The sequence below is a fragment of the Streptomyces sp. NPDC046122 genome (assembly GCF_056429965.1).
In genome coordinates this window covers 44667-68374 of the sequence record NZ_JBWKLQ010000016.1, presented here as the reverse complement: position 1 = coordinate 68374, position 23708 = coordinate 44667, and the positions used below count along the sequence as shown (strand labels likewise).

At 68.2% G+C, this 23708-nt stretch carries 21 protein-coding genes and 3 pseudogenes; 17 read left to right on the top strand and 7 right to left on the bottom strand.

Annotated elements, in window-relative coordinates; all coding sequences use genetic code 11:
* Positions 1–29 precede the first annotated feature (29 nt).
* The 5 genes from AC07FK_RS29590 to AC07FK_RS29570 all read right to left on the bottom strand — a co-directional run bounded on the left by AC07FK_RS29590 (position 30) and on the right by AC07FK_RS29570 (position 4413).
* Positions 30–1148, bottom strand: coding sequence for a methyltransferase domain-containing protein (locus AC07FK_RS29590; RefSeq protein ID WP_479108012.1), 1119 nt, complete (start codon positions 1146–1148; stop codon positions 30–32).
* A 479-nt stretch (positions 1149–1627) separates the two neighbouring features.
* Positions 1628–2911: an NAD(P)/FAD-dependent oxidoreductase gene (locus AC07FK_RS29585; protein ID WP_479108011.1), complete on the bottom strand. Its 1284-nt coding sequence runs from the start codon at positions 2909–2911 to the stop codon at positions 1628–1630.
* Complete coding sequence (locus AC07FK_RS29580; protein WP_479108010.1) at positions 2904–3077, bottom strand: rubredoxin; 174 nt, start codon at positions 3075–3077, stop codon at positions 2904–2906. Before AC07FK_RS29580 ends, AC07FK_RS29585 begins: the two co-directional genes overlap by 8 nt.
* Complete coding sequence (locus tag AC07FK_RS29575; RefSeq protein WP_479108009.1) at positions 3074–3238, bottom strand: rubredoxin; 165 nt, start codon at positions 3236–3238, stop codon at positions 3074–3076. The genes AC07FK_RS29580 and AC07FK_RS29575 overlap by 4 nt, the downstream gene beginning before the upstream one ends.
* Entirely contained in the window at positions 3238–4413 is a 1176-nt protein-coding gene (locus tag AC07FK_RS29570; RefSeq protein WP_479108008.1) for a fatty acid desaturase, read from the bottom strand. The genes AC07FK_RS29575 and AC07FK_RS29570 overlap by 1 nt, the downstream gene beginning before the upstream one ends.
* 104 nt (positions 4414–4517) lie before the next feature.
* Between AC07FK_RS29570 and AC07FK_RS29565 the strand changes: the two genes are divergently transcribed.
* The 3 genes and pseudogenes from AC07FK_RS29565 to AC07FK_RS29555 all read left to right on the top strand — a co-directional run bounded on the left by AC07FK_RS29565 (position 4518) and on the right by AC07FK_RS29555 (position 6427).
* On the top strand, positions 4518–5102 hold the full coding sequence (locus tag AC07FK_RS29565; RefSeq protein ID WP_479108007.1) for a TetR family transcriptional regulator: 585 nt from the start codon (positions 4518–4520) through the stop codon (positions 5100–5102).
* A 489-nt stretch (positions 5103–5591) separates the two neighbouring features.
* Positions 5592–5876, top strand: a pseudogene (locus AC07FK_RS29560) (transposase); the annotation flags it as partial.
* A 65-nt stretch (positions 5877–5941) separates the two neighbouring features.
* Positions 5942–6427 carry a hypothetical protein gene (locus tag AC07FK_RS29555; protein ID WP_479108006.1) on the top strand — a complete coding sequence of 162 codons (486 nt, stop codon included), beginning with the start codon at positions 5942–5944 and terminating at the stop codon, positions 6425–6427.
* A gap of 93 nt (positions 6428–6520) precedes the next feature.
* Here AC07FK_RS29555 and AC07FK_RS29550 read toward each other — a convergent pair.
* Positions 6521–7622: pseudogene (locus tag AC07FK_RS29550) on the bottom strand (IS701 family transposase).
* Positions 7623–7774: 152 nt separating this feature from the next.
* Here AC07FK_RS29550 and AC07FK_RS29545 point away from each other — a divergent pair.
* Together AC07FK_RS29545 and AC07FK_RS29540 are read left to right on the top strand one after the other, a co-directional pair.
* The gene (locus AC07FK_RS29545; protein WP_479108005.1) at positions 7775–7975 is read left to right on the top strand and encodes a Tn3 family transposase; all 201 of its coding nucleotides are present in this window, start codon (positions 7775–7777) and stop codon (positions 7973–7975) included.
* Entirely contained in the window at positions 7945–8280 is a 336-nt protein-coding gene (locus AC07FK_RS29540; protein WP_479108004.1) for a Tn3 family transposase, read from the top strand. Before AC07FK_RS29545 ends, AC07FK_RS29540 begins: the two co-directional genes overlap by 31 nt.
* Before the next feature lie 153 nt (positions 8281–8433).
* Here AC07FK_RS29540 and AC07FK_RS29535 read toward each other — a convergent pair whose 3' ends face one another.
* Positions 8434–9639 carry an MFS transporter gene (locus AC07FK_RS29535; protein WP_479108003.1) on the bottom strand — a complete coding sequence of 402 codons (1206 nt, stop codon included), beginning with the start codon at positions 9637–9639 and terminating at the stop codon, positions 8434–8436.
* Positions 9640–9757: 118 nt separating this feature from the next.
* On the opposite strand from AC07FK_RS29535, the gene AC07FK_RS29530 reads away from it, so the two are divergent.
* From AC07FK_RS29530 to AC07FK_RS29475, 12 genes and pseudogenes are all read left to right on the top strand, one after another.
* Positions 9758–10666 carry a LysR family transcriptional regulator gene (locus AC07FK_RS29530; RefSeq protein WP_479108002.1) on the top strand — a complete coding sequence of 303 codons (909 nt, stop codon included), beginning with the start codon at positions 9758–9760 and terminating at the stop codon, positions 10664–10666.
* Positions 10667–10752: 86 nt separating this feature from the next.
* Positions 10753–11445, top strand: a pseudogene (locus AC07FK_RS29525) (ISL3 family transposase); the annotation flags it as partial.
* A 281-nt stretch (positions 11446–11726) separates the two neighbouring features.
* Complete coding sequence (locus tag AC07FK_RS29520; protein ID WP_479108001.1) at positions 11727–14768, top strand: type I polyketide synthase; 3042 nt, start codon at positions 11727–11729, stop codon at positions 14766–14768.
* Complete coding sequence (locus AC07FK_RS29515) at positions 14765–15568, top strand: thioesterase II family protein (protein WP_479108000.1); 804 nt, start codon at positions 14765–14767, stop codon at positions 15566–15568. Before AC07FK_RS29520 ends, AC07FK_RS29515 begins: the two co-directional genes overlap by 4 nt.
* On the top strand, positions 15565–15867 hold the full coding sequence (locus AC07FK_RS29510; protein ID WP_479107999.1) for a hypothetical protein: 303 nt from the start codon (positions 15565–15567) through the stop codon (positions 15865–15867). Before AC07FK_RS29515 ends, AC07FK_RS29510 begins: the two co-directional genes overlap by 4 nt.
* A 37-nt stretch (positions 15868–15904) precedes the next feature.
* On the top strand, positions 15905–16537 hold the full coding sequence (locus AC07FK_RS29505; RefSeq protein ID WP_479108077.1) for a flavoprotein: 633 nt from the start codon (positions 15905–15907) through the stop codon (positions 16535–16537).
* Positions 16538–16548: 11 nt separating this feature from the next.
* Complete coding sequence (lanKC, locus tag AC07FK_RS29500; RefSeq protein WP_479107998.1) at positions 16549–19146, top strand: class III lanthionine synthetase LanKC; 2598 nt, start codon at positions 16549–16551, stop codon at positions 19144–19146.
* Positions 19146–19853, top strand: coding sequence for a GAP family protein (locus AC07FK_RS29495; protein WP_479107997.1), 708 nt, complete (start codon positions 19146–19148; stop codon positions 19851–19853). Before lanKC ends, AC07FK_RS29495 begins: the two co-directional genes overlap by 1 nt.
* A gap of 176 nt (positions 19854–20029) precedes the next feature.
* Positions 20030–21043 carry a beta-ketoacyl-ACP synthase III gene (locus tag AC07FK_RS29490; protein ID WP_479107996.1) on the top strand — a complete coding sequence of 338 codons (1014 nt, stop codon included), beginning with the start codon at positions 20030–20032 and terminating at the stop codon, positions 21041–21043.
* Positions 21044–21077: 34 nt separating this feature from the next.
* The gene (locus AC07FK_RS29485; RefSeq protein WP_479107995.1) at positions 21078–21332 is read left to right on the top strand and encodes an acyl carrier protein; all 255 of its coding nucleotides are present in this window, start codon (positions 21078–21080) and stop codon (positions 21330–21332) included.
* 121 nt (positions 21333–21453) lie between these two features.
* Positions 21454–22455, top strand: coding sequence for an ATP-binding cassette domain-containing protein (locus AC07FK_RS29480; RefSeq protein ID WP_479107994.1), 1002 nt, complete (start codon positions 21454–21456; stop codon positions 22453–22455).
* Entirely contained in the window at positions 22452–23246 is a 795-nt protein-coding gene (locus tag AC07FK_RS29475) for an ABC transporter permease (protein WP_479107993.1), read from the top strand. The genes AC07FK_RS29480 and AC07FK_RS29475 overlap by 4 nt, the downstream gene beginning before the upstream one ends.
* The last annotated feature ends 462 nt before the right edge of the window (positions 23247–23708 follow it).

Here is a 23708-nt window from a genome sequence, read left to right as displayed (position 1 = left end):
ATCAGGTGGCCTCGGCTCAACGAGGGACGTCAGCGGTAGGTATCGCTCGCCGTGGGGGCCACGGTCGCCTCCGGGTGGTGCATCCAGACCTGCTGACCCTCGGCTGTGACCGTGAGACCGAAGCTCTGGGCGTCAGGGCGGCCGAGGGCGATGTACTCGCGGTGCACGGCTTCGATCTCGGCCCACAGGTCACGCGGCCCGTACTGCCACACGTCCTCGCCCTTCGCCGTGGACGTGGCTGACCCGTCCTCGCCGCGAGCCCAGACCTTCACGGTGTCCTCGGTCCGGGAGTGCTGCATCCACACGTCTGGCAGTCGGGCCCCGGCGTACAGGGCGAAGCCCAGGGGCAGCAGTTCCTCGGGGTTCAGGCCGGCTGTCCGGGAGCGTGCCGTGGAGGAGTCGACCTCCACGGTTGCCGCTGCCCGGTGCGACCTCATGGGCATGTACGAGGCTCCGCCTTGGAAGTGGCCCCAGGCTCGTCCGTCGGTCTGGACGGTGAGCTGGACCAGGGCGCCGCTCCAGAAGTCGCGGTACAGGGGAGCGACGATGATTCCCCCGGGCCGGACCTGCTCCACGAAGGCATACGGCACGTGCCGGAGTGAGCAGGTGGAGACGATGCGGTCGAACGGTGCCTCCTCCGGCCACCCCAGCGCCCCGTCACCGAGACGGAGGTTCGGGGTGTAGCCGAGGGGCCGCAGGTGGTTGGTCGCCATGGCGGCCAGGAGGGGGTCGATCTCGACGCTGTAGACGTTGCGGTCCCCGAGGCGCTCGGCCAGCAGAGCCGCGACGTAGCCGGAGGCGGTGCCGATCTCCAGGACGCGGTCGTGGTTCTTGACCTGGAGGAGCCCGAGCATCTTGGCGACCATGGAGGGCATGGAGTTCGAGGAGGTAGCCACACCAGGCCCGTCCTCGTTTCCGTCGTCCACCTGGATGATCACCGGCTCGTCGCTGCTGACGAGATCGCACCAGTCCTCGTACGTCGTGACGGGCTCACACCCGTCCGGACGCTGGCGCCAGATCTCCTGTGGGATGAAGTGGTGACGGGGCAGCTTCTCCCACACCCGACGCCAGGCCGGGCTCAGGAGCCCCTGCTGGTCCAGTAGCCGGACGAGAGCGGCGTGGCCTTGCTGCGCTCGCGTCGGGATCACTTCTTCGGCCCTGACCCGTCAGGGCTCGGCTCCGAGGGGCTCGGGGGAGTCCAAGGCTTGTCGGACGGCTGACCGCCGTGCTTTCCGCTGTCGGTCATGTGAGCCTCCTGGTTCGGTGTGATGGATGGGTTCTGCCTTGGCCGTCGACACGGGCAGAGGTGCGGGAGGGCGACGGCCTGCGGGCAGAGCCCAGTCGAGCGGATGTTGGCTCCCGTCCAGCAGCTTCGACGTGCCGGACGGGAGCGGCACGTGCCCCTCCTGGGGTTCCTTGAGCACGAGGGGAACCCGTGCGCCTTCCAGACGAGAAGGTGTGACGCCGAGGCGTCTACTCAGTCGCATCCGGTCGGCCAGTTCGTGATCTCGTCAGCCGACCGCGACCTAGCCTCCCGGTAGCCGCTAGTTCGGCACCTTTCGGCCTGGGCACGCGGCGCTTCGGCTCTCCTGTCCGGCATCGGGCGTGACCTCTCCACCGGGGAGCGTCACCCTGCGGCAATGTGCGGCTCGCCGGTTCTCGGGGCGTCCGTCTCCTCTTGCGTAAACCGGAGGGCGTGGCACGCCAGCGTGACCGCCGCTGTCCGCACGGCACCTTGGGCCGGGCTGCCGTCCGCTTGCTCGAGGACCGTCCGCAGGGCACGGAAGACGTGGGGCCTCCCCGCCGCCACGGCTCCCACGGGGCGTCCGTTCACGGTCGCCAGCGCGGCGAAGTCGAAACCGGCGATGTCGCCCTGAACCGTCAGGGAGTCGGCGTCGGCGCAATGGCCGGCGATCTGCAGCATGACACCGTACTGGTCGGTCCACGACCAGGGCACCGCGGTGAAGGGTGTCCCGGCGCCGAGCATGTTCCTCGCGACTGCGGCGGCCTGCTGCTGGGCGTGGTTCCACTGTTCCACGCGCACCCGTCGTCCAAGGACCGGGTCGGGATACAGAGCCACGTCCCCCGCCGCGAAGATGCGCGGATCGCTGGTCGTGCCCAGGGCGTCGACGAGTATGCCGTCCCCTACGTCCAGGCCCGCCCGGGCGGCCAGTTCGACGTCGGGCCGCATGCCGGCGGCGACCAGCACCGTGTGCGCGTGCCAGCTTCTTCCATCCCGGGCTGTCGCCACGAGCATGCCGTCCTGTCGGGCCAGTCGTGCGAGCGCGACCCCGGTGTGCACCCGCGTCCCGTGAGCCCGGTGAAGCTCCAGGACGGCGCGGCGCAAAGGGGCGGGCAGCACCCGGCGCAAGGGCTCCGAGCCGGCTTCCAGGACGGTGACGTCGAGTCCCGCCGCCCGGGCGCTCGCGGCGACTTCCAAGCCGACCAGTCCCGCGCCGATGACCACCAGCGGGCCGCCGGACTCCAGGTCGGCGCGGAGAGCGGGCACGTCGCTCAGGCCGCGCAGGGTGTGCACATGGTGGTGCCCGGCGGCGTACGGCAGGGAGCGGGCGCGTCCTCCGGTCGCCAGCAGCATTCTGTCGTACGGCAGTCGGCCTCCGTCGGAGCATTCCAGGGCGCCGTCGGCGATGCCCGTGACTTTCGTGCCGGTGCGCAGTTCGATCCCCAGCTCGTGCCAGGCCGTTGGCGGCTTCAGGCGGAGTCGCTCGGGCGTCAGGGCCCGCTTGGCGAGGTCCTTGGACAGCGGCGGACGCCGGTACGGGGGGTGGTGTTCCTCACCGATCAGGAGGATACGGCCGTCGAAGCCCTCCTGGCGCAGGGTGAGCGCGGCGGTCGCGCCGGCGACTCCGGTGCCGACCACGGCGATGGTGCGAGGCGTGGTCTCAGGCACGGGACGCCTCGATCATCTGGAAGTCGGCCTTGGCGGCACCGCAGTCGGGGCAGGACCAGTCGTCCGGGATGTCCTCCCAGCGGGTACCGGGGGCGATGCCTTCCTCGGGCCAGCCCCGCGCCTCGTCGTAGACGAAACCGCACACCAGGCATTCCCAGATCTTCACGCCATCTCCTCGAAGTCGATCTTCTCGCGGACCCCGCAGTCCGGGCAGGGCCAGTCGTCAGGTATGTCCGCCCAGGCCGTACCGGCGGGGAATCCCTCGCGCGGCGCACCCGCGCGCTCGTCGTACACGTAGCCGCAGACAGGGCAGAGGTGGCAACTCATCAGCGGCTCCCGTGGCGGGCGAGGACCCTGCCCCTGGTGCGGGGGTGGATGTTGGCCCGGGTGACGTCGCCGTCGTAGTGGGCGAGGAGCCGGGAGTCCATCACACGCCGCCACAGCGGCGGCACGACGGCGAGCACGATCATCCCCGCGTAACCGGTGGGCAGTTGCGGGGACGTCTCGAAATGGCGCAGGGCCTGGTAGCGGCGGGTGGGGTTGGCATGGTGGTCGCTGTGCCGCTGCAGGTGGTAGAGGAAGATGTTGGAGGCGATGTCGTCGCTGTTCCAGCTGTGCTGCGGGGTACAGCGCTCGTAGCGGCCCGAGGGGGTCTTCTGCCGCAGCAGCCCGTAGTGCTCGAGGTAGTTGACGACCTCCAGCAGGCAGAAGCCGATGACCGCCTGGACCGCCAGGTACGGCAGCACGTCCGGCCCGAACACGGCGGTCAGTGCGGCGAAGAGGACCGCTGACATCGCCCACGCGCTGAGCACGTCGTTGTGCGGGTTCCACGGGCTCTTGCCCAGTCGGCCGAGTCGCTGCTTCTCCAGGTGCCAGCCCGAGTGGGCGCTGCCGTACACCGAGCGGGGCAGGAACCGCCAGAAGGACTGTCCCAGGCGGGAGCTCGCGGGGTCCTCGGGGGTGGCGACCCGCACATGGTGACCGCGGTTGTGCTCGATGTAGAAGTGCCCGTAGCAGGTCTGGGCGAGGGCGATCCGTGCCAGCAGGCGTTCCAGCGTGTCCTTCTTGTGACCCAGTTCGTGCGCGGTGTTGATGCCGAACCCGGCGACGATGCCGACGGTGACGGTCAGCCCCGCCTTGTCCACGACCGACAGACCGCCGCTGGACCACAGCCAGCAGGCCAGCACCAGTCCGGCGTACTGGAGGGGCAGGAACAGGTAGGTGCACCAGCGGTAGTACCGGTCCGACTCCAGCCAGGCGAGGACACTGTCGGGAGGATTGTCGGAGTCCTTGCCGACCAGCAGGTCCACCAGCGGGATCACGCCGAAGACGACCGGCGGCAGAAGCCACCAGAAGTAACCGTGCCCCGTGGCCGCCGCCAGCCCCCACTCCGCGAACGGGAAGACGGGCAGTACCAGTCCGAGCAGCCACAGGTAGCGCTTTCCGTCTCGCCACGTCGCCTGCGCCGCCTGCGCTCCGAGCGGATTCGAGGTTCCTGTCATGACCCACCTTCACTGGACATCTAGGCCGTAAACTGTCCAGAAACTAGACAGTGATGCCTTAGGTCGTCAAGCGACAGGGCAATGCTCGTTAGGATGGGACCGAGATGACGCACTATCGAGAGTCGGTCCGCTCCCTGCTCAGAGAACGGATCCTGGACGCCGCCTACGAGCGGGTCGCGGCCGAGGGCTGGGCCCGGCTGAAGATGACCCATATCGCCACGACCGCCGGAGTGAGCCGGCAGACCGTCTACACCGAGTACGGCTCCAAGGCGGCTATCGGTCAGGCGCTGGTGATGCGCGAGGTGGAACGCTTCCTCACCGGCGTACAGGACCAACTCCTCGCGCACCCCGGCGACATGAGGGCCGCCATCACAGCTGCCATCGGCTACACCCTGCGCACGGCGGCCGACAACCCGCTGATCAAGGCCATCCTCACCAGCAGCCGGGGCGGTGACGAGGATCTGCTCGCCCACTTGACGACCCGCTCCGAGCCACTCCTGGACACCGCCATCAGCATGCTCACCGCCTACGCGGCGGAGGCCTGGCCCGACATCGACGCCCACTCGCGGGACCTGGCCGTCGAAGCGGTGGTGCGCCTGACGGTCAGCCACCTCGTCCAGCCGGTCCTGGCGCCCGACCTCTCCGCGGAGCGCATCGCCGAGATCACCATGCGGGTCGCGCAACCCTGAACCACCAAGACCGGCGTAGGCCCGAGCCGCCGCTCGCCACTCCTTCGTGTCGACGCCCATCACACGGCCGAGCCCAGCGCGAGCGCCGGGTCTGCGAGGTGGGGGAGCGGGTAAGAGGACGCGCGGACAGGCGGCGGATGCGGCAGGCTGGAATGACGCAGGCGCAAGTTCCGTGATCACGGAGTTGTTGACGCTCTGTGATCGTGGAGGACCTGCGGCTGTGCTGCCACCATCGCTGATCGAACCCCTGTGGGGCCGATGCGCTGCCGCTGCGGCCGGAGTTCACTCCTGCCCATCCGCTGGGCTGTCACCGCCGCCGGATCGGCGACCGGATCGTGTTCGAGATACTGCTGCAGGTCCTGCGGTTCGGCTGCTCCCACGAGGCGGTCGCGGACTCGACGTGCTCGGCCCCTACGATCCGATCGGCCTGGGCTTTGTTCGCCAGTTTGTGGGGTGATCTCAGCGCATGATCCGAAGTGGATCGAGCCGGCGGACCGCGCCTATTCATCCCCCGCGATCCGTGCACATCTCCGCCGACGCGGCATCCGCGCCGTCATCCCGCAGCCCTCCGACCAGATCGGCCACCAACTGAAGCGAGGCCGCACCAGCGGACGACCACCCGCCTTCGACAGCGAGATTTACAAGCAGCGCAACACAGTTGAGCGATGCATCAACCGACTCAAGCAGTGGCGCGGCCTGGCCATGCGAACAGACAAGCTCGCTATTGCCTACCAGGCCGCACTCCACCTCGTCGCCATCCTCATGTGGGTCCGGGGATGGGAACCCCGGCACACGTATTGGAGAGGCACGCCCCCAGCCCAGCGTGACAGCATGCGGCAATGGCCTTCCCACACCCCGACGGCGACTACACGATCACTGCGATGTACTCCGTACCCGATGACGCCTGGTACTTGGAACTGGACATCGTGGCCGGGCAACGACGTCTCGTGACCGCAGTCGTCCCCGACGAGGATCCGGCACGGGAGCCGACGGTGTGCTTCGACTCTCGCGGGCCACACGTGGATGTTCCCTTCGAGGTCATGCGCTGGTTCATGGACCAGGTCGAGGAAGAGATCCGCACTTCCCGTGCCTGGATGCGGCTGAGACCCGAACTCGTCGAGATCATCTACCAACTCCGCCAGGAACACATGGGCGCCATCGACGATGACACTTTCCGTCATGTCCTGGCGGAGGTGCGCGCCACGGTCTCCGAGACAGACCTCCCCGCCGTTCTAGAGGCCGCCTTCGGGCGACATCCCGACGGCACCACCATGGACCACCTGCAAGCGCCCCAGCCAGCTGACAGCCAAGGAGACAAGCCCTAGTAGGACTCCGTTAGGTTCTTCTCGATCTTGATGCTGTCCGTGGCCTGCTGGGCAGGGGCTGTTGGCAGGTGTTGCAGATGCCGGTCCAGCACCTCAAGGTGTCCTGGAGAGCATCGAGGATCTGGTAGAGAGTGTGTCCGGCTCGGGCGCTTTTGGGGCCAGGCGCTGTTCGGTAAGGAACGCGTGGGCGGCGGTCACGAGGGTGACGTGGTGGTGCCAGCCGGGCCAGGAACGGCCTTCGAAGTGGTCCAGGCCCAGGCCGTGCTTGAGTTCGCGATAGTCGTGCTCGATGCGCCAGCGGACCTTGGCCAGTCGGACAAGATGGGTGATCGGGGTGTCGGCCGGGAGGTTGGACAGCCAGTAATCGGTGGGGACCGGGGCCTCTTCTGGCCACTCGACCAGCAGCCAGCAGCCAGCAGCCAGCAGTCGGGCAGGACCCCGTCCCAAGCGAGGCTGGGGCCAGCAGCCGACCGGTCCGTTGCGGTCCGGCGCATCGGGCTCCGCGTCGAACGGGTGGGCACGTCCGCGCGGACGGCCAGCACGTAGTTGTTGCCGCGGTCGGCCAAAGCGGTCCGCAGGTGGGCGTTGGTGCCGTAGACGGCGTCGGCCACGACGACCGGCGGCCTCATACCCCAGTCGGCCAGCGTGTCGAGCATGTCCAACGCCAGCCGCCACTTCTCACGGTGCGTGACCTCGGGCGGGACACGAGTGGCGGTCCTGCGGTCGCTGTCCGCTTCCCATTCCCGCGGCAGGAACAGCCTCCACTGCAGCGGGCAGGAGGCGGTGTCGGTGGCAGCGTGGACGCTGACCGCGACCTGGCAGTTGGCGCGTCTACCCAAGGCCCCGCACTCCTGCGGGGCCACGGCGACCGACATTCTTCCGTCCTTGGGCAGCGACACGTCATCGATCACCCAGGCCGTCGGGGCGATGAGCGGCAGCATCCTTTCGCAGATCCGACGCTGCACCGGCACCGGATCCCAGGTGGACTGGTTCACGAACTGCTGAAGGTTCTGCTCGTTGCCGTCCGGCAGCCTCGAAGCCATGGCCTGGATCGACTGCGGCGACCGTCCAGCATCAGTCCCCGCAGGTAGCAGTCGCCCTTGGCCCGCTGATCCTTACGCGGCACCGAGGCGAACACATCAGCCACGTAGAACGCCAACTGGCCCCATACACGGTTCACTTCAAGTGCATCCACACATCCAACATGCCCAGGAACACCTCGCATCGGAAGACCTAACGGAGTCCTACTAGGTAGAGTGCTGAGCGGAGCGTCGGAGGAGGAGTGAGGTCACTCGCGCCGCGGAGTTGGTTGGCCTTCCAGCCCGCGGACGCCGGTGAGGTCTGCCGATGATCAGCATCCGCCTGTATCACCCGGATGACACCCCGCCCGGCTGGACCGCGCTCGGTGCTTCCCTGACGCGACCGATCCGCTGGGAAGTGATCGAGCAGCAGTACGACCAGATGGTCAAGTACGCAACCGCACTCCGGCTCGGCACCGCTGAGGAAGCGCGAACACTGTGCTCCACTACGGCAAGGACGGCGCCCTGACCGGCCCGGACAAGGAACACGCCGAGACCTCGATGCTCGCCCTGCACCTGCACCTGCTCCAGTCCGGGCTCGTGCACGTCAACACTCTGCTCTTGCAGCAGGTCCTGGCCGAACCGGCATGGGCATCGAGGCTGAGCGACGAGGACCGGCGCGGCCTGACCGCGCTGTTCTGGTCCAACGTCAACCCGTACGGCACCTTCCGCCTCGACATGAACAAGCGCCTCGACCTGGCGCCAGCGTCCGCGGTGCCCCACCCTCGCATGCCGACGGGCGCCGCCGACCGGGCTGTCACCCGGACACACTGAAAACGTCCGGGCACCGGTGCCCGGAATGGGCACCGGATTCGATACGCGCGCTTTTCGCACGTGCTCGCTGTGATCGTCGCGCCCTTCCGGTATCGGGGAAGGTACCGCAATCCGGGAAGCTCTCGTCGCCCTGCCTACCGCGAATCCCAAAGGTCAGAGTCGACCGGTGGTCGGAGCACGGCCCACCGCGATGGCGACCAGAGCAGCGAGCGCAAGCCCACCGCCCACCCACATCGCCGAGGTGATGCCGATGCCGTCTGCCGCCTGGCCGCCGAGGAGCGCGCCGAACGCGATGGCGCCGTTGAACACGCCGACGAACAGGGAGGAAGCTCCCTCACGGGCATCGGGCGACGCGGCCAGGATCCACGTCTGCGTACTCACGGAGACTCCGCCGTAGGTGAGCCCCCACACTGCCATCAACGCGCCCGCCACCCACGGCGCCCCGCCCACGACGGGAAGCAGGAGCACCGTCGCGGCCATGACCACACTGATCACAAAGAGCGTCTTGCGCGGCGAACGCCCCGCGCCAGCACCGGAGATGAAGTTTCCCGCGACACCAGCGATTCCGTACACCAGCAGGAGCGTGCCGATCATCCCGGCGCTGACTCTGGAGACGTCCTCGAGAACGGGTCGGACGTAGGTGTACGCAGCGAAGTGCCCGGTGACCAGAAACGCCACGACGATCAGGCCGGTCCGCACCTGCGGGTTGCCGAACAGTCTCATCACCCCGCCCAGCTGAACAGTCCCTTCGGCCGGCAGCTTCGGCAGCAGCACGGCCATGACGAGGAGGACCAGGAGTGCAAGGACGGCGGCGACCACGAATGCCGCGCGCCACCCGGCCAGGGCCCCGACGAACGCACCCGCCGGAATGCCGAGGACCGATGCCATTGCGATTCCGCTGAAGACCAGGGTGGTCGCCGTACCCACCGAATTCGGCGGCACCAGGCGCACCGCAATGCTTGCCGCGATGGCCCATACGCCGCCCATGCCGATACCGACCAGTACGCGCGCGGCGACCATCACACCGAAGTTCGGTGACCACGCGGCGCCCAGATTGCCGATCAGCAGGACGGCCATGAGCGCGCAGAGCACAATGCGCCGGTCGAACCGGCCCAGGGCGGACGTCAACAGGGGCGAGGACACCGCCGCCACCAGACCTGTGATCGTCAGTGTGAGACCCGCCACGCCTTCGGTGACCTTGAGGGAGTCACCTATGGGAGTCAGCAGCCCGACGGGCAGCATCTCCGAGGTGACGACCGTAAACGTGCCGACAGCCACGGTCACTACGCCCAGCCAAGCGCGTAGCGTCGTACGCCCCTGCGGTGCTGAGCTTTCTTCGACTTCTTCAACTTGCGACATGCGTTGAGTCAATCGACCACGCTGTAGGGGAACAACGGCCAACCTCTCATCGTTCCATGAGGTGCACTCATAGATCGACAAAGTGCCTGGCCAAGGGAGTGGAAGAGCGGAGGGGGCCGTGGGAAGTCTGGAAGTTCGCGAGGTGGAGGCGTTCCTTGCCTTGGCCGAAGAGCTGCATTTCGGCCGGGCGGGTGAGCGCCTGTACGTGTCGCAGAGCCGCATCAGCCAGCTCCTTCGAACCCTGGAAGGCCGGATCGGCGCCCGCCTCGTCGAGCGCACCAGCCGCCGTGTACGCCTCACCCCGCTCGGCGAGACGCTCTTCGCGGACCTCCGCCCTGCCTACAACTCCCTGCAGACCGCTCTCGATACCGCTCGTAGCACGGCACGGGGTGTCGGCGGGCTACTCCGCATCGGCTTCCAGGGCACGGCTGACGACCATGTCATGAATGCCGTCGCGCTCTTCCAGAACCGCCACCCCGATTGCACCACCGAGATCGTGGAGATCCCCATCTCCGACCCCTTCGGCCCGCTCCACCGCCACGAAGTCGACACTGCGATCGTGCTGTTGCCCGTGGAGGAGAACGACCTCGTCCTCGGACAGATCTTCTCCAAGCAGCCGCAGACCCTCGCTGTCTCCACAAACCACCGCTTCGCGTCGTACGAGAAGCTGACGGCCGAGGACCTCGCCAGCTGCCCCTTGATCGGGGTCCGCGGCCCCGCCCCTGAGTACTGGCGGCGCGCACAAGCTCCCACTCTCACGCCGAGCGGCCGCGAGGTCCCGACCGGGCCGACCGTGAGCACTCTGCAGGAGGGCCTGGCCCTGGTAGCGGCCGACCGTGGCGCAATGCTCCTGTGCCACCCCACAGGCGAGTACTACAACCGGCGAGCCATTACCTTCGTGCCCATCACCGGCCTCGAGGATTCTTTCCTCGGCCTTGTCTGGCACCACAGCCACGAAACCGCACTCATACGCGCCTTCTCACAGGCCCTCGCCGCGTCAGGGGGCATCGCCGACGGGCCGTTCTAGCGGGAGCGTCGAAAGGCTGAGCGTTGCATGTGGTCGCTTGTGCACGCTGAGTGACAGGGCTCGGCCGAGTCGGCCTTGGGGAAGTGGTGGTCGGGGTCGATGAGTACGCGACCTGCAAGGGTCGCAACTACGGGACCATCCTGGTCGATGTCGAAGGTCGGCGGCCGGTGGACCTGCTACCCGACCGGGAGGCATCCAGCCTGGCCGCCTGGCTCGCGAAACGGCCAGGGATCGAGGTGGTCTGCCGCGATCGCGCACCGTTCTTCGCCGAAGGCGCCACCGTCGGGGCACCCCGGGCGGTGCAGGTGGCGGACAGGTGGCATCTCTCGCAGCTACCAGCGCGTTCGCGCCTACTTCCGGAAGAAGCGGCTCTCTCCCGGCCCCGTCACAGCTCGGCCGCCGTGACCCCGCGTCGTCGCCGGATGGATTCTCCACCTGCCCGAGTCCCTGACGGAGACCGACCGCCTTCACTCAAGGCCATCCTGGTCCACTGCCCCGAACTCGATGCCCTCACCGGTCACGTCCGGCCCTTCTGCCAGATGCTCACCGAGCGCCAGGGCGAACGACTGCCGCAGTGGCTCGACGCCGTCCGGCAAGACGACCTCCCCAGCCTCCACACCCTTGCCGCAGGCATCGACCGTGACCGCGACGCGGTGATTGCCGGCCTCACGCTGCCCTGGAGCTCCGGCGTCGTCGTCAATCGGATCAAGATGCTGAAGCGCCAGATGTTCGGCCGGGCCGGCTTTCAACTCCTCCGAAAGCGAGTCCTGCTGTCGTGACTCAAGCTGTGCAATTGGACAGGGCTCTCGGAAGATGCGCGAAATTGGCAAGCCCCCCGCCCGGCCTCGGTGCTACCCGACCCGCGCTCGCCGCCACTCCGCTTCCTCGGCGGTCATCGGGGCCTGGATGCTGTACACGTCGCCGACCGCAGATTGTCCGGCGTGCTGTACTCGCCGTAGGTGCCTATGACGGAGACGGCGGTGCACCGACCCTCGCCGAGTTCGAGGCCGTCGCCCGGACCGTCACCTACCACGAGCCCCGCACGGACATCATCTCCACGGTGACCGGCAAGGACATCGGTTCGGACCTCGCCCACTGGAGCTATTGGGTCGAACAGACGACCCGGCCCGTGCGCTTCCACGACGCGGCCTCGACCCTGCACGGACTCGGTGTCCGCACCCTGCTGGAGATCGCCCCGAAACCCACACTGCTGCCACTCGCCGAAGAGCTCTTCGATGAGCCCGGTGCGGCACTCGTCCCCAGCACGAGGCCGGACCATCAGTGGACCCAGCTCCTCGACGCGGTCCGCCGCCTCTACGAGAACGGCATTGACCTCGACTGGCACGAGGTCACCGCAGACCCAGCCCGGCGACGAGTGCCTCTTCCCACCTATCCGTGGCAGCGTGAGCGGTACTGGATCGCCGCCCCGGACCCGGCGACAACGATCGCCGCCCCGCACACGACCCCGCTCCTGGGAAGGCGGCTCGACCTCGCAGATGAGGGGGGCGTTCGCTTCGACTCCGTCGCCAGCGTGAGCACCCTGCCGTGGTTGCGCGATCACCGGGTCTTCGACTCCCTGGTACTGCCCGGCGTCGCGTACATGGAGATGGCGTTCGCCGCGGCCGGAGAGGTCTTCGGGCCGGCCCCCGCCGAACTGCGGGACTTCCACATCCACCACGCCATGTCCTTCCCGGATGAGAACGCCCCGCGTCAGACCCAGATCGCCCTCAAGCCGGAGGAGGAGGGGACCTACACCTTCGAGGTCCACTCCCGCCTCCTGGCCACGGGCGAAGAAACCCAGCGCGCCCACCAAAGCTGGACGTTGCACGCCTCCGGCAGCCTGACGCTGGCCGCCCCCAGCACCACTCGGTCGTACGGCCTCGAACGGCTGAACGTGGAACGGAACGCACTGCAGGGCCATGAGCTGCGACCGGAAGAGATCTACCAGCGCGAGCGCGAACGGCAAATCGACCTCGGGCCGCTGTTCCAGGTCACCGAACAGCTCTGGCAGCAGGGCCCGAACGCCCTGTCAAAGGTACGCCTCGGCCCAGAACTGCGCTCCGAGGCGTCTCTCCACCGGGCTCATCCCGTACTCATCGAGGCATGCTTCCTCGCACTGACGGTGACGTACCCGGAGAAGCTGGGCCGTAGGACGTACGTACCGCTCGGTGCGGACCGCATCCGTATCGAGACCATCGCCGCAGGGACCGAGGCATGGTGCCACGCACGGCTGCGTCCCACCGATGAAGAGGACCCGGGGATCCTCCGCGCCGACATCGACCTCATCGCGCCGGACGGCACTCTGGTCCTGGCCCTGGACGGCGTCCTGCTCAAGCGCGCCGCGCGAGAGGCGATGATCCCGGCACGACGCGAGAACTGGAGGGAATGGCTCCATTCGACCCGTTGGACCCCCACCGCGCTGCCGGAACCGGCCCCCGTCCCGGCCCACCGGTGGCTGGTGATCGCCGACGGCCGACTGGGCCGGGAAGTCTCCGACTTCGCCCGGGTTCACGGCGTCACCTGCGAGGTCGTCGACGGCTACGGGGAGGACGTAGACCTCTCCCCGTACAACCTGGTCGCCGTGTGCCGCAGCGGCCGCGGAGGCACGGACGATGCCAGCGCCGAGGCCGTGGCGGAAGGCGGACGCATGCTCCGCCTCACCCAGCGACTTGCCATGCTCGACGCGGCCGCGCCCCGGCTCTGCCTGGCCTCAAGCGGCGCCCAGCCCGTGGCCGGCCGCCCCGTCACCTGGCCTGCGGGCGCGGCGCTGTGGGGCATGGGACGGGTGACAGCCAGCGAACACCCGGAGCTGTGCATCACCCAGATAGACCTCGATCCCCGTACCGACACCCGAAGCCAAGCTGCCCTGCTGTACGCGGAACTCGCCCTGCTCAGCGGCACGGTTCACCAGCCCGAGCAGCACCGGGTCGGCTACGAAGGCCACCGCAGGCACGTGGAGGTCCTCGGCCGCGCGGAACCGGCCGACGCGCCGGGTACCGCGATGCCGATTGAGCACCCGGTACGCCCCGACGCCACCTACCTGATCACCGGCGGACTCGGCGGGCTCGGTCTGGAGTCGGCACGCATGCTGTGCGAGGCCGGAGCGCGCCATCTCGTGCTCCTCGGCCGGACACCTCCGGGGGAGGCCGCGCGCCACCTGATCGAGCGACTGCGCGCCGACGGCGCCACCGTGTCGGCGTTCACCGCCGACGTCGCGGACCACGACGCGCTGTCAGGGGTGTTCGCGCGCATCGACGCCGACCCGGCATTCCCCCCGATAGCCGGAGTGCTGCACCTGGCCGGCGTCCTGGACGACGGGGTCCTGCTGTTGCAGTCACCGGAGCGGTTCGCACAGGTCATGGCGCCCAAGGCGCTGGGTGCGTGGCATCTGCACACCCTGACGGCCGCCCGGCCACTGGACTTCTTCGTCCTGTTCTCCTCAGCGTCGTCGCTGCTCGGCACCCCGGGTCAGGCCACCTACGCGGCGGCGAACGCGTTCCTCGACGGCCTGGCGTCCCACCGGCGTGGCCTAGGACTGCCCGGTCTCGCGATCCAGTGGGGGTCATGGGGTGAGACGGGTATGAGCGCGCGGGCGGGGCTGAACGCCGTCCTTGTCGGCAAGGGCGAGCATGTCATTCCGACTTCCGACGGCCTGGCTGCCTTGCAGCGACTGCTCTCCGGCGAGAACCCCGATTCCGTCGTCGCCGTCCTGCCGGCCGACTGGAACCGGTTCGAGGACCGCAACGCACCCGCACTGCGTGGCCTCCTGGCTGACATGCCGGGCGGCAAGCGCGCCGATGCCGAAGAAGGCGTTCGGGCTGTACTCGACGGGGCTCCGCCGGAAACCCGCCGAGCTCTGTTGCTCTCCCTCGTACGGGAACAGGTGGGGCGCGTGCTCGGGGACAGCACCGGCGGCCTGACGGACGAGCATGATCTTTTCGCCCGTGGCCTGGATTCGCTCAGGGCCATCGAACTGAGAAGCCGCATACAGCGGACTCTCGAATGCAAAGTGCCACCATCGATAGTGTTCGACAACCCGACCATCGTCGCCCTGTCGGATCGGCTGCTCGACATGGTGAGCAGGGGAGGCGGAGCGCGATGACGAAACTGGTGTGCCTTCATCACGCGGGCGGTAGCGCCTCCGTGTTCCGCCCGTGGGTCCAGTACGCGCCGGCCGGCGTGGAAGTCGTGCCGGTCACCATTCCGGTCCGGCAAAACTCGGGCCGCAGACTTCACCTCAGCACCGAGGAGCTGATTCCGGCGCTCGCTGCCGAACTGGAGCCGCACACGAACGACGATTTCGTGCTGTTCGGAAAGAGCATGGGCGGGCTCCTTGCCTACCTCCTCACCCGGCACTTCGAGCAGCATGGCGAGCGGCGGCCAAAGGCCCTGGCCGTTGCCGCGTTCGGTGCGCCGCACATACCGTGGGGCAGCTTCACGGCCCAGGACGACGAAGACGCACTGCTGGCCCGTCTGCAGTCCATGGGGGGCATCCCTGACTGGCTGGTCCGGCACCCTGCCTGGGTCCGGCCCTTTCTCGGCCTGCTGCAGGATGACACGCGCATGTGCGCCGAATACCGCCATCAGCCGCAGGAACGCCCACTGTCGGTGCCGGTCAGAGTCTTCGCCGGCGATTGCGATCCTCTGGTCCCCAGGGACGCATTCGCCGGATGGAAGGAGCTCGGCGAGGACGTGGACGTGAGCTTTATCCCCGGCGGGCATTACCTGGTATCGCAAGATTTCGGCCTGCTCAGACAGGCGATTTTCAGTCTCGCTCTGCGCGATCCATCTCCGGCATGTAAAATTCCGGCCCGTCAACTCACAAGCTGCGCAGCCTGGTTGAGCCAGACCCTAGGTTGCTACGGACAGAGAAAGGTCGATCGATCGTGTCGACAAGTTTGAAGAGGATTTTCGGGATTGCCCTGATCGCGGTGGGCGTGGTACTCATCGCCGCCTTCCCGGATACCGAATTCATTTGGTTCGATGGCAGGCCGTTCGGTATCGCACTGGTCCTCTTCGGAGGCCTTGAATTCGCGGAGAGTTATCGACGTACCAAGCCTCGGGGGCTTGTTGATGAATTGCGCAGTGACTTCGGCCTTAAGTCCTCCGAAGACCGGAGGCGGGACGAGGACCGGAGGCGGGACGACGACCGCCGGTGGGACGAGGACGGCAAACGGCGCCGGGACTCGCGCGACGACTGACCGCAGCAACGCAAGCAAGGGACGGAACGTGAAAACGATGCCCCGGCTCGACCAGAGTGACGCGGCAAAGGCGCGACAGGCCAGCCTGTTCCTCGTCGCCACAGGCACACTCTCCACCGCACACCTGCCGTTCTGGCTCAACTGGCTGTCCGCGAACCGCCCTGACTACAAGGTGACGGTGGGGTTGACCGACACCGCGGAGCACTTCGTGAGTGCGTCGGCCCTCGCCACGATGACGCAGACCCCGGTCGTCTCCAACACCTGGGAAACGGTGAACGGCCGACGGGAGCCGGTGCACACCAAGATCGCGGCCGACTACGACGGCATCATCGTCTTCCCCGCAAGCGTCGCCTTCCTGTCGGGGCTGGCATCGGGATCGGGCACCTCGCCCTTCTTCCTTGCCGCGCTCGGCACCCCTGCCCCGGTGGTGATCGCCCCGTCCTTCCCGCCGGGGGTCGCACAGAACCCGATCATCGGCGACGTGCTGGCCCGCCTCACCGACGTTCCGAACTATCACCTCGTCGAGCCCCGGAAGGGCACGAGTCGTTCCACGGGGGCCGATACCGAGGTGACCGCCCCCTTGTGGGACGTGATCGCCACGTTCGAGGCGGCCACCACCATGGCGCCGGACACAGAGACCACAACCCCAACCGCACCTGTGAACGCGTAAAGAGGCCGGGCATGGACCACTTCTTCTACACCTTCGCCGACCCCGACTCGTACGACGAGATCGCCCGCTGGAAGGCCGACCCCGGCGACACCAGGTTCCAGGCGATACGGCGTGGGCTGGTACCGGTCATTCACGCCGACGGATGGCAGTACGCCCAACACGGCATCTGGACCGTCTGCCGGCCCGGCGGCGAACCCGTCACCGGCCAGGGGTGGAAGATTCACATCGCTGTCACGCCCGACACCTTCGAGGCACTCCGGGAGAAGGTCTCGGCGTTCTGCTTCGCGCGCGGCGTCCCCTTCAAGTTCCTGGCCCGCTACGAGTACGCGTGGCTGATCAACGCCAAGTACGCGCCCCGGCAGGTCAGCGGCAAGGGATTCGTCCTCTACCCAGCCACCGAGGAACAGTCCGTCACCCTCTCCGGTGAGCTGGTCGGCCTGCTCGCCGACGCGGAGGGCCCCCGCATCCTGTCCGACCTCCAGGTCGACCAGAGCGTTGTCCACGTCCGGTACGGCGCCTACACCCGCCGGTACTGCCGTACCGGCGAGGGCAAGCCGATCCTCGCCCTCGAGCACCCTGACGGTCATCTCGTCCCCGACCGCAGGTCCGTGCCCTTCAATGCCCCGTCGTTCGTAAAGATCCCGGACGCGTTCAAGCCGGCGACGCCCACCGCGGGCGGGCCGGTTCCGCCGTACCGCATCGACAAGACGCTGCACTTCTCCAACGGAGGCGGTGTCTACCTCGCCACCGACAAGAACACCGGCCGGCAACTGGTACTCAAAGAAGCCCGGCCCTTCGCCGGATACGACCTGGTCGGCGGCGACTCGGTCGCCCGGGCCATCAACGAATACCAGGCGATGCGGACCCTCTCCGCACTGCCGGGCATCCCCGAGGCCTACGACCAGTTCAGCTGGCAGTCGCACGTCTTCACCGCAATGGAATACGTCGACGGGACCACCCTCCAGGAATGGTGCGCCGCCAGGGTTCCCTTCCTCGTCCGCCCCGACCCCTTCGAGCCGCCGACACCCGAGGACATCAGGGTCTACCGCGAAGACGTCCACGCCATCCTGGAAAAGGTCCGTCACGCGATGGACGCGATCTGGGATCGAGGCTACGTCTTCGGAGACCTTCACTCGGGGAACGTGATGGTCACCCCTGACCTCGACATCAAGCTCATCGACCTGGAAACCTGCCTCCCGCAGGACGCGCCCCGGCCGTTCCCCGGAGCGCCCGGCTTCACCGACCTGACCAGGACCGGGCGAGCCGCGGACGAGTACGCCCTGTGCATGCTGGAACTCTCCTGCTACATGCCTCTCACCCATCTGATCCGGATGGACGGGACCAAGCTGCGTCAGATCGTCGAGGCCTGCCGGACGTGGTACGACCTGCCCGAGGAGTGGGCGAACCGAGTGCTGCGCGTTGCACATCGTGCGGAAACCGCACTCGACGGCCCGACAGGGCTCGCCTCCAGTCACCTCGACGACTCGCTCGGATTCGAGACCTGGGCGTCGCAGATCGTGACCGGGCTCCGGGCCACCATGGACCAGGACCGGACCGACCGTCTCTTCCGGGGGGACTTCACCGGCTTCTCCCTCTCCCCGGTCTCCCTGGCCACGGGGGCCTCCGGAGTGCTGTGGTCGCTGCTGGGCACACAGGGCCTGGACGCACCCGATCTCACGGAACAGGTGACCGAGTGGATCGCCGTCCGCAGCCGGGAATCGGCCCACAGACTTGAACGCGGCCTGTACGACAGCGCGCTAGGCGCCGGTTACACCCTGTGGAAGGCCGGGCGCCACGACCACGCCCAGTGGCTGGTGGAGACGAGCCTGGCGAAGGGCCGCGGCGGAATCGGACTGAGCGTCTTCAGCGGCATCGCCGGCATCTTCCTGGCCACGTCCGAGATGGCATCAGGCCCCGAACCGCTGGTGCCGGAAGGGCTCGCCGAGCAGCTCGGTACCGAACTCACCCAGCGGGCACGGGCATACCTCGACCGCCTCGTGAAGAGCGAACAGCCGGACGTGTCGCACTTCGGCCTCATGCACGGCGCGGCGGGCATCGCCCTGGCCGTCCACCGCCACGGACTGCGCACCGGGGACACCGCCGCGGTCGACCTCGCCCGGCAATTACTGGAGTTCGAACTCTCCGGTTACGTCCGGTGCGCGGACGGCTCCCTGCAGTTCAACGAGGCCGGACGCAGAAGCCTCGGATATCTCGAAGTGGGATCCTGCGGCGCCGCGCTCGTCCTGGCGGAACTCACCAGGCACGAGAACTGGACCTCCGCACAGGCCTCAGTGGTGGATCTGGTGCGGGCGACCGGTCCTGAACTCATGGTGCAGAGCGGTCTGTTCCGTGGGCGTGCCGGCTTCGTCGCCGGACTGTCCACACTCGCCCGGAACGGGACGGTCGAAGCTCAGGCCCGTGCGTTGATAGCCCGGCACTCGCAGCAACTGGGCCTGCACGAGATCCGGCCACGCGAGGGCGAGCTGCACTTCCCGGGCTCGCGCAACTTCAAGCTGTCGAGCGATCTGCGGACAGGCAGCGCGGGCGTCCTCACCGGCATCGCCTTCGCCTCCGGCCGCCGGGACAGCTGGCTCCCTGGAGTCTTTTAGTGGGTGTACTGGGACACATCATTCCGCTGGCCTTGATGGACACCTTGAGCGTGTCCACCCTGGCCATACCAGTCTGGTTCCTGCTGACCCCGCAGGCGCTGCGCATGGCGAACGTCTTCGGTTATCTGCTGATCGTCGCCGTCGGCTATCTGGCGCTGGGCCTCTTGATGCTGAGCGCGCTCTCGGCCGTACGCGAGCCTCTGGGCTCCGCACTGGACTCGCCCGCCGGGGACATGGTGACGGCGGGGAGCGGCGTGGTGCTCATCCTCATCGGGGTCTGGTACGGCCTTCTGCGACGTGAGAAGGCGAGGGAAGGGCGCTTCACCCGGTGGCGGGAGTCGGCGGTCGGCGCGTCGGCCACGGCCCGAGGTGTGGTCGCCGTGGCCTTGATGGCCATCGCGCTGGAGATCGTCACGATGTTCCCGTATCTCGCCGCGATCGACGCCCTCGGCGATTCCGGTCTCCCGTGGCTCGCGCAAGCCGCCATGCTGGCCCTGTACTGCCTGGTCATGATCGCCCCTGCAGCACTGATGGCGCTCGGCCGGCTCGTCTCCCGACGGGCGGTGCAGCCCGCTCTGCGCCGGATCGACCACTGGCTCAGGGTCAATGCCCGGGAAAACACGGCATGGCTGTTCGCGCTGGTGGGCTTCCTGCTCCTGTCCGGCACCACCGCCTATGGGAAGGCCATGGATCACCTCACTGGATAGGTCCGCCCTCCGCGAGGAACCGACGACACGCACCGTTGCACATCACGGCGACCGGCATCCGGTTAATCCACCGACGTAACACGACCGACAGGTGCTCCTTACGCACCGACCGCCCAGACATTGGCAAGGAGAGCGACATTGACCAAGCCGCGAGGCACCACGAGGCGGGGGCCGGCATGAGCCACATCCCTGTACTGGTCGGCCTCGGCGCCACGGTGCCCCCGCGCGTGGTGGACAACGAAGAGCTGTCGCAACGGCTCGGCACCGACGACCACTGGATCCGCACCCGGACCGGGATCACCCAGCGGCACTGGGCCGACCCCAAGACTGCCACGGGCGATCTCGCGGTGACCGCGGCACAACGCGCCCTGCGATCAGCCGGTGGCGGCCGGGTCGACATGCTCATCCTGGCCACCAGCACCCCCGACCACCCCATGCCAGCCACCGCCCCGGACGTCGCCGCACGCCTCGGCCTGGGGCCGATCGCCGCGTTCGACATCTCGGTCGCGTGCGCGGGCTTCGTCTACGCCCTTGCCTCTGCCGCTGGCGCCATCGCGGCGGGGATCGCCGAGCGTGTCCTGGTCATCGGCGCGGACATCTGGTCCACTCGGCTCAACCCGCAGGACCGCAACACGGCGGTCATCTTCGGCGATGGCGCCGGCGCGGCGGTCCTCCGGGCCGGGGAGCCCGGTGAGCCCGGTGCCCTCACCGGCTTCGACCTCGGCGGCGACGGCACGCTCAAGGACCTGGCCCTTGTTCCCGGCGGAGGCTCACGCCAACGCTCCGATCCGGACGGCACGGGCGAGGCGGACGACTACCTCACCATGCGCGGCAAGGAGATCTTCACGCACGCCGTACACCGCATGGGAGAGTCCTCGGCACATCTGCTCAAGAAGGTCGGCTGGTCCGCCTCCGACGTCGACTGGGTCGCGGGACACCAGGCCAATGTCCGGATCCTCCACACCGTCGCCGACCTTCTTGAGGTCGACCGGGCCCGCGTGCTCATCCACCTCGACCGCGTAGGCAACACGTCCGCTGCCTCCATCCCCCTCGCCCTCACCGACGCAGCAGCCGACGGACGCCTCGGCTCGGGAGACCGCGTCCTCATGACCTCCTTCGGCGGGGGCCTCAGCTGGGGCTCCGCCGCCCTGACCTGGCCACCGATCCAGGTGTCCGAGGTCCTCGTCTGACTTTCACCCGTCCTCACGCGAAAGGCACCACACCATGACCGTCGATGCCCTCAAGGACCAGCTTGTCACCCTCCTCATCGACAAGCTCGAGGTCAAGGGAGAGGTCACCCCCGAGATCCCCTTCACGGAACTCGAACTCGACTCCCTGGTCCTGCTCGAGTTCTCCGTGCTCCTCGAGCAGCGCTACAGCGTCGAGATACCCGAGGAAGACCTCCTCGACGCCGGCGACATCGCCGGCGTCGCCTCCCTCGTCCTCGCGCGGCAGGACTCCGCGACGACCCGGGCATAACCGCCCCTCATCTGCCCGAACCCCGTGCGCGCGTCCCAGACCGCCGGAACCCACCGCAGCCCCCGCATGCGATGGGTTCCGGCCACCCGCCCCGCACCAGCTGAGAAGTGGAGTAGTCGCGATGGAGACGGCAATCACGGCGGAGGGTCTCCGCAAGCGGTACGGAGACCACCAGGCGCTGAGCCACGTCGACCTCGCCGTACCCGCGGGCACGATCCTCGCCGTCCTCGGCCCTAACGGCGCGGGCAAGACCACCACCGTGCGGATTCTCACCACGCTCCTGGAGCCGGACGAGGGGCGTGCCACCGTGGCCGGTTACGACCTGGCCACCCAAGCGCGCGAAGTGCGCGGCAGTATCGGTCTGGCGGGCCAGTACGCGTCTGTGGACGAGCGGCTCACCGGACGCGAGAACCTCCGGCTGATCGGCGTGCTGCTGCACCTCGGGCGGCGCGGGGCGAAGGCAAGGGCTGACGACCTCCTTGAGCAGTTCGGGCTCGTGGCGGCAGCCGATCGTCCGGCGAGAACGTACTCGGGCGGGATGCGCCGCCGTCTCGATCTCGCCGCGAGCCTGGTCGGCCGCCCCCAGGTGCTTTTCCTCGACGAGCCGACCACGGGCCTCGACCTCACCGGCCGGCGGACGCTCTGGGACATGATCCGCAACCAGGTGGCCGAGGGGGTGACCGTGTTGCTGACCACCCAGTATCTGGAGGAGGCCGACCAGTTGGCCGACCGGATCGCGGTCATCGACCGGGGCACTGTGATCGCGGAGGGCACCCCTGACCAGCTCAAGCGGAAGGCGGGGGGCGAGCGGCTGGAGGTGTCGGCTGCCTCCGTCGCCGATCTGGCGACCGTGGAGCGGACACTGTCCGGCCTCTCGTCGGAGGAAACGGTGACGAATCCGGAAACCCGTACAGTCTCCATACCGTTGACCGACGGTGTGAGCACGATCGCCGCGGCAGCGAAGGGTCTCGAACTGCTCGGGATCGAGCCGGAGGACTTCGCCGTGCGCAGATCGACACTCGACGACGTGTTCCTCGCCCTGACAGGACAGCAGAGCGAGCCCCGGCCGGAGCCGGAAGCGACCGGGGCCGTTGCCGCGTCCGAGGAGAAGCAGCCGGCATGATCGAGGCAGTCAGCGACTCGTTCGCACTCGTCGGACGCCGGATGCGGCACATCCGCCGGATGCCGGAACACCTCCTCGGCGTCACCGTGATGCCGGTGGCGTCCGTCATCGTCCTCGGCTACCTATTCGGCAGCGCCATGCAGGCACCCGGCCCGGGCGGCTACAAGGAATACATCATGGCTGGCATCTTCGCGCAGGTGATGCTCACCAACATGACCACCACCGGAGTCGGCGTGGTCAGCGATCTCAACAACGGCCTGGTGGACCGGTTCCGCGTCCTGCCCATCTCCGGTTCCTCCGTCCTGGTAGGCCGGACCTTGGCGGACGGGCTGCTCGTCGCCTGGAGCTGTGTAGTGATGACACTCGTCGGGTACGCCATCGGCTGGCGCGCGCACAACGGCCCGCTCCAGACGCTGGCCGGTTTCGGGCTGCTGCTCCTGATGGGCTTCGCGATGTCCTGGCTCGGGGCCCTGCTGGGACTCGTGCTGCGCAACGTGGAGACAGTGAGCGCGGTGTCCGGCGTGATCATGATGCCCCTCGCGTTCCTTTCCAACGCGTTCGTACCCTTGGACGGGCTGCCGGGCTGGGTACGGGGCCTCGCCGAGTGGAACCCTGTCAGTGCGGTCGTCTCGGCGAGCCGGGATCTGTTCGGCAACGAACGGGGTCCGACCAGCGGGGCGTTCCCTGCGGAGCATCCCCTTCCTACGGCGTTGGCGGTGCTCCTGTTTCTCCTGGCCGTGGTGGTTCCGATGGCCGGACGGGCGTACCAGAAGGCGGCCGCGCAACGCTGAAACCGTTCACTCGCCTCAGCCGGCACGGCAGGATGAGGCGGCGCGGCATGAACGGCCTTGATGTACTCAACGGCATCGCCAGGCCCGAAGTCCCGGGGTAGCGCCTTGTGGAGTTCCGGAAGAACGATGATCTGCATGGGGCAACGGTCAGCCCATAGCGCGTCGACCGTTCGTGCCCCCGGGCAGCGAGTACGCCGTCCGGGGCACGAACGGAGCGCGTCAACTTTGCGGTCGGTGTGCCCCCTCGCCGGGGCCGGGGCGACCGGAGCCTTGGGCGCGGCGGCGGGGGCCTTTGGTTGTGCCAGCTGCATGGGCGTTCTGCGGGGCCCGTCCGGCGCAATTCCCGTGCGGAGCCTCAGCGTGCCCCCGGGGCAGCCCCACTGCGGGAGTGTGCGACATTCCGCGAGTTCCCCTGAGTCCGGCTGAGGCATTGCCCCCGTGCCCTCGCGCAAAGCGGGCCAC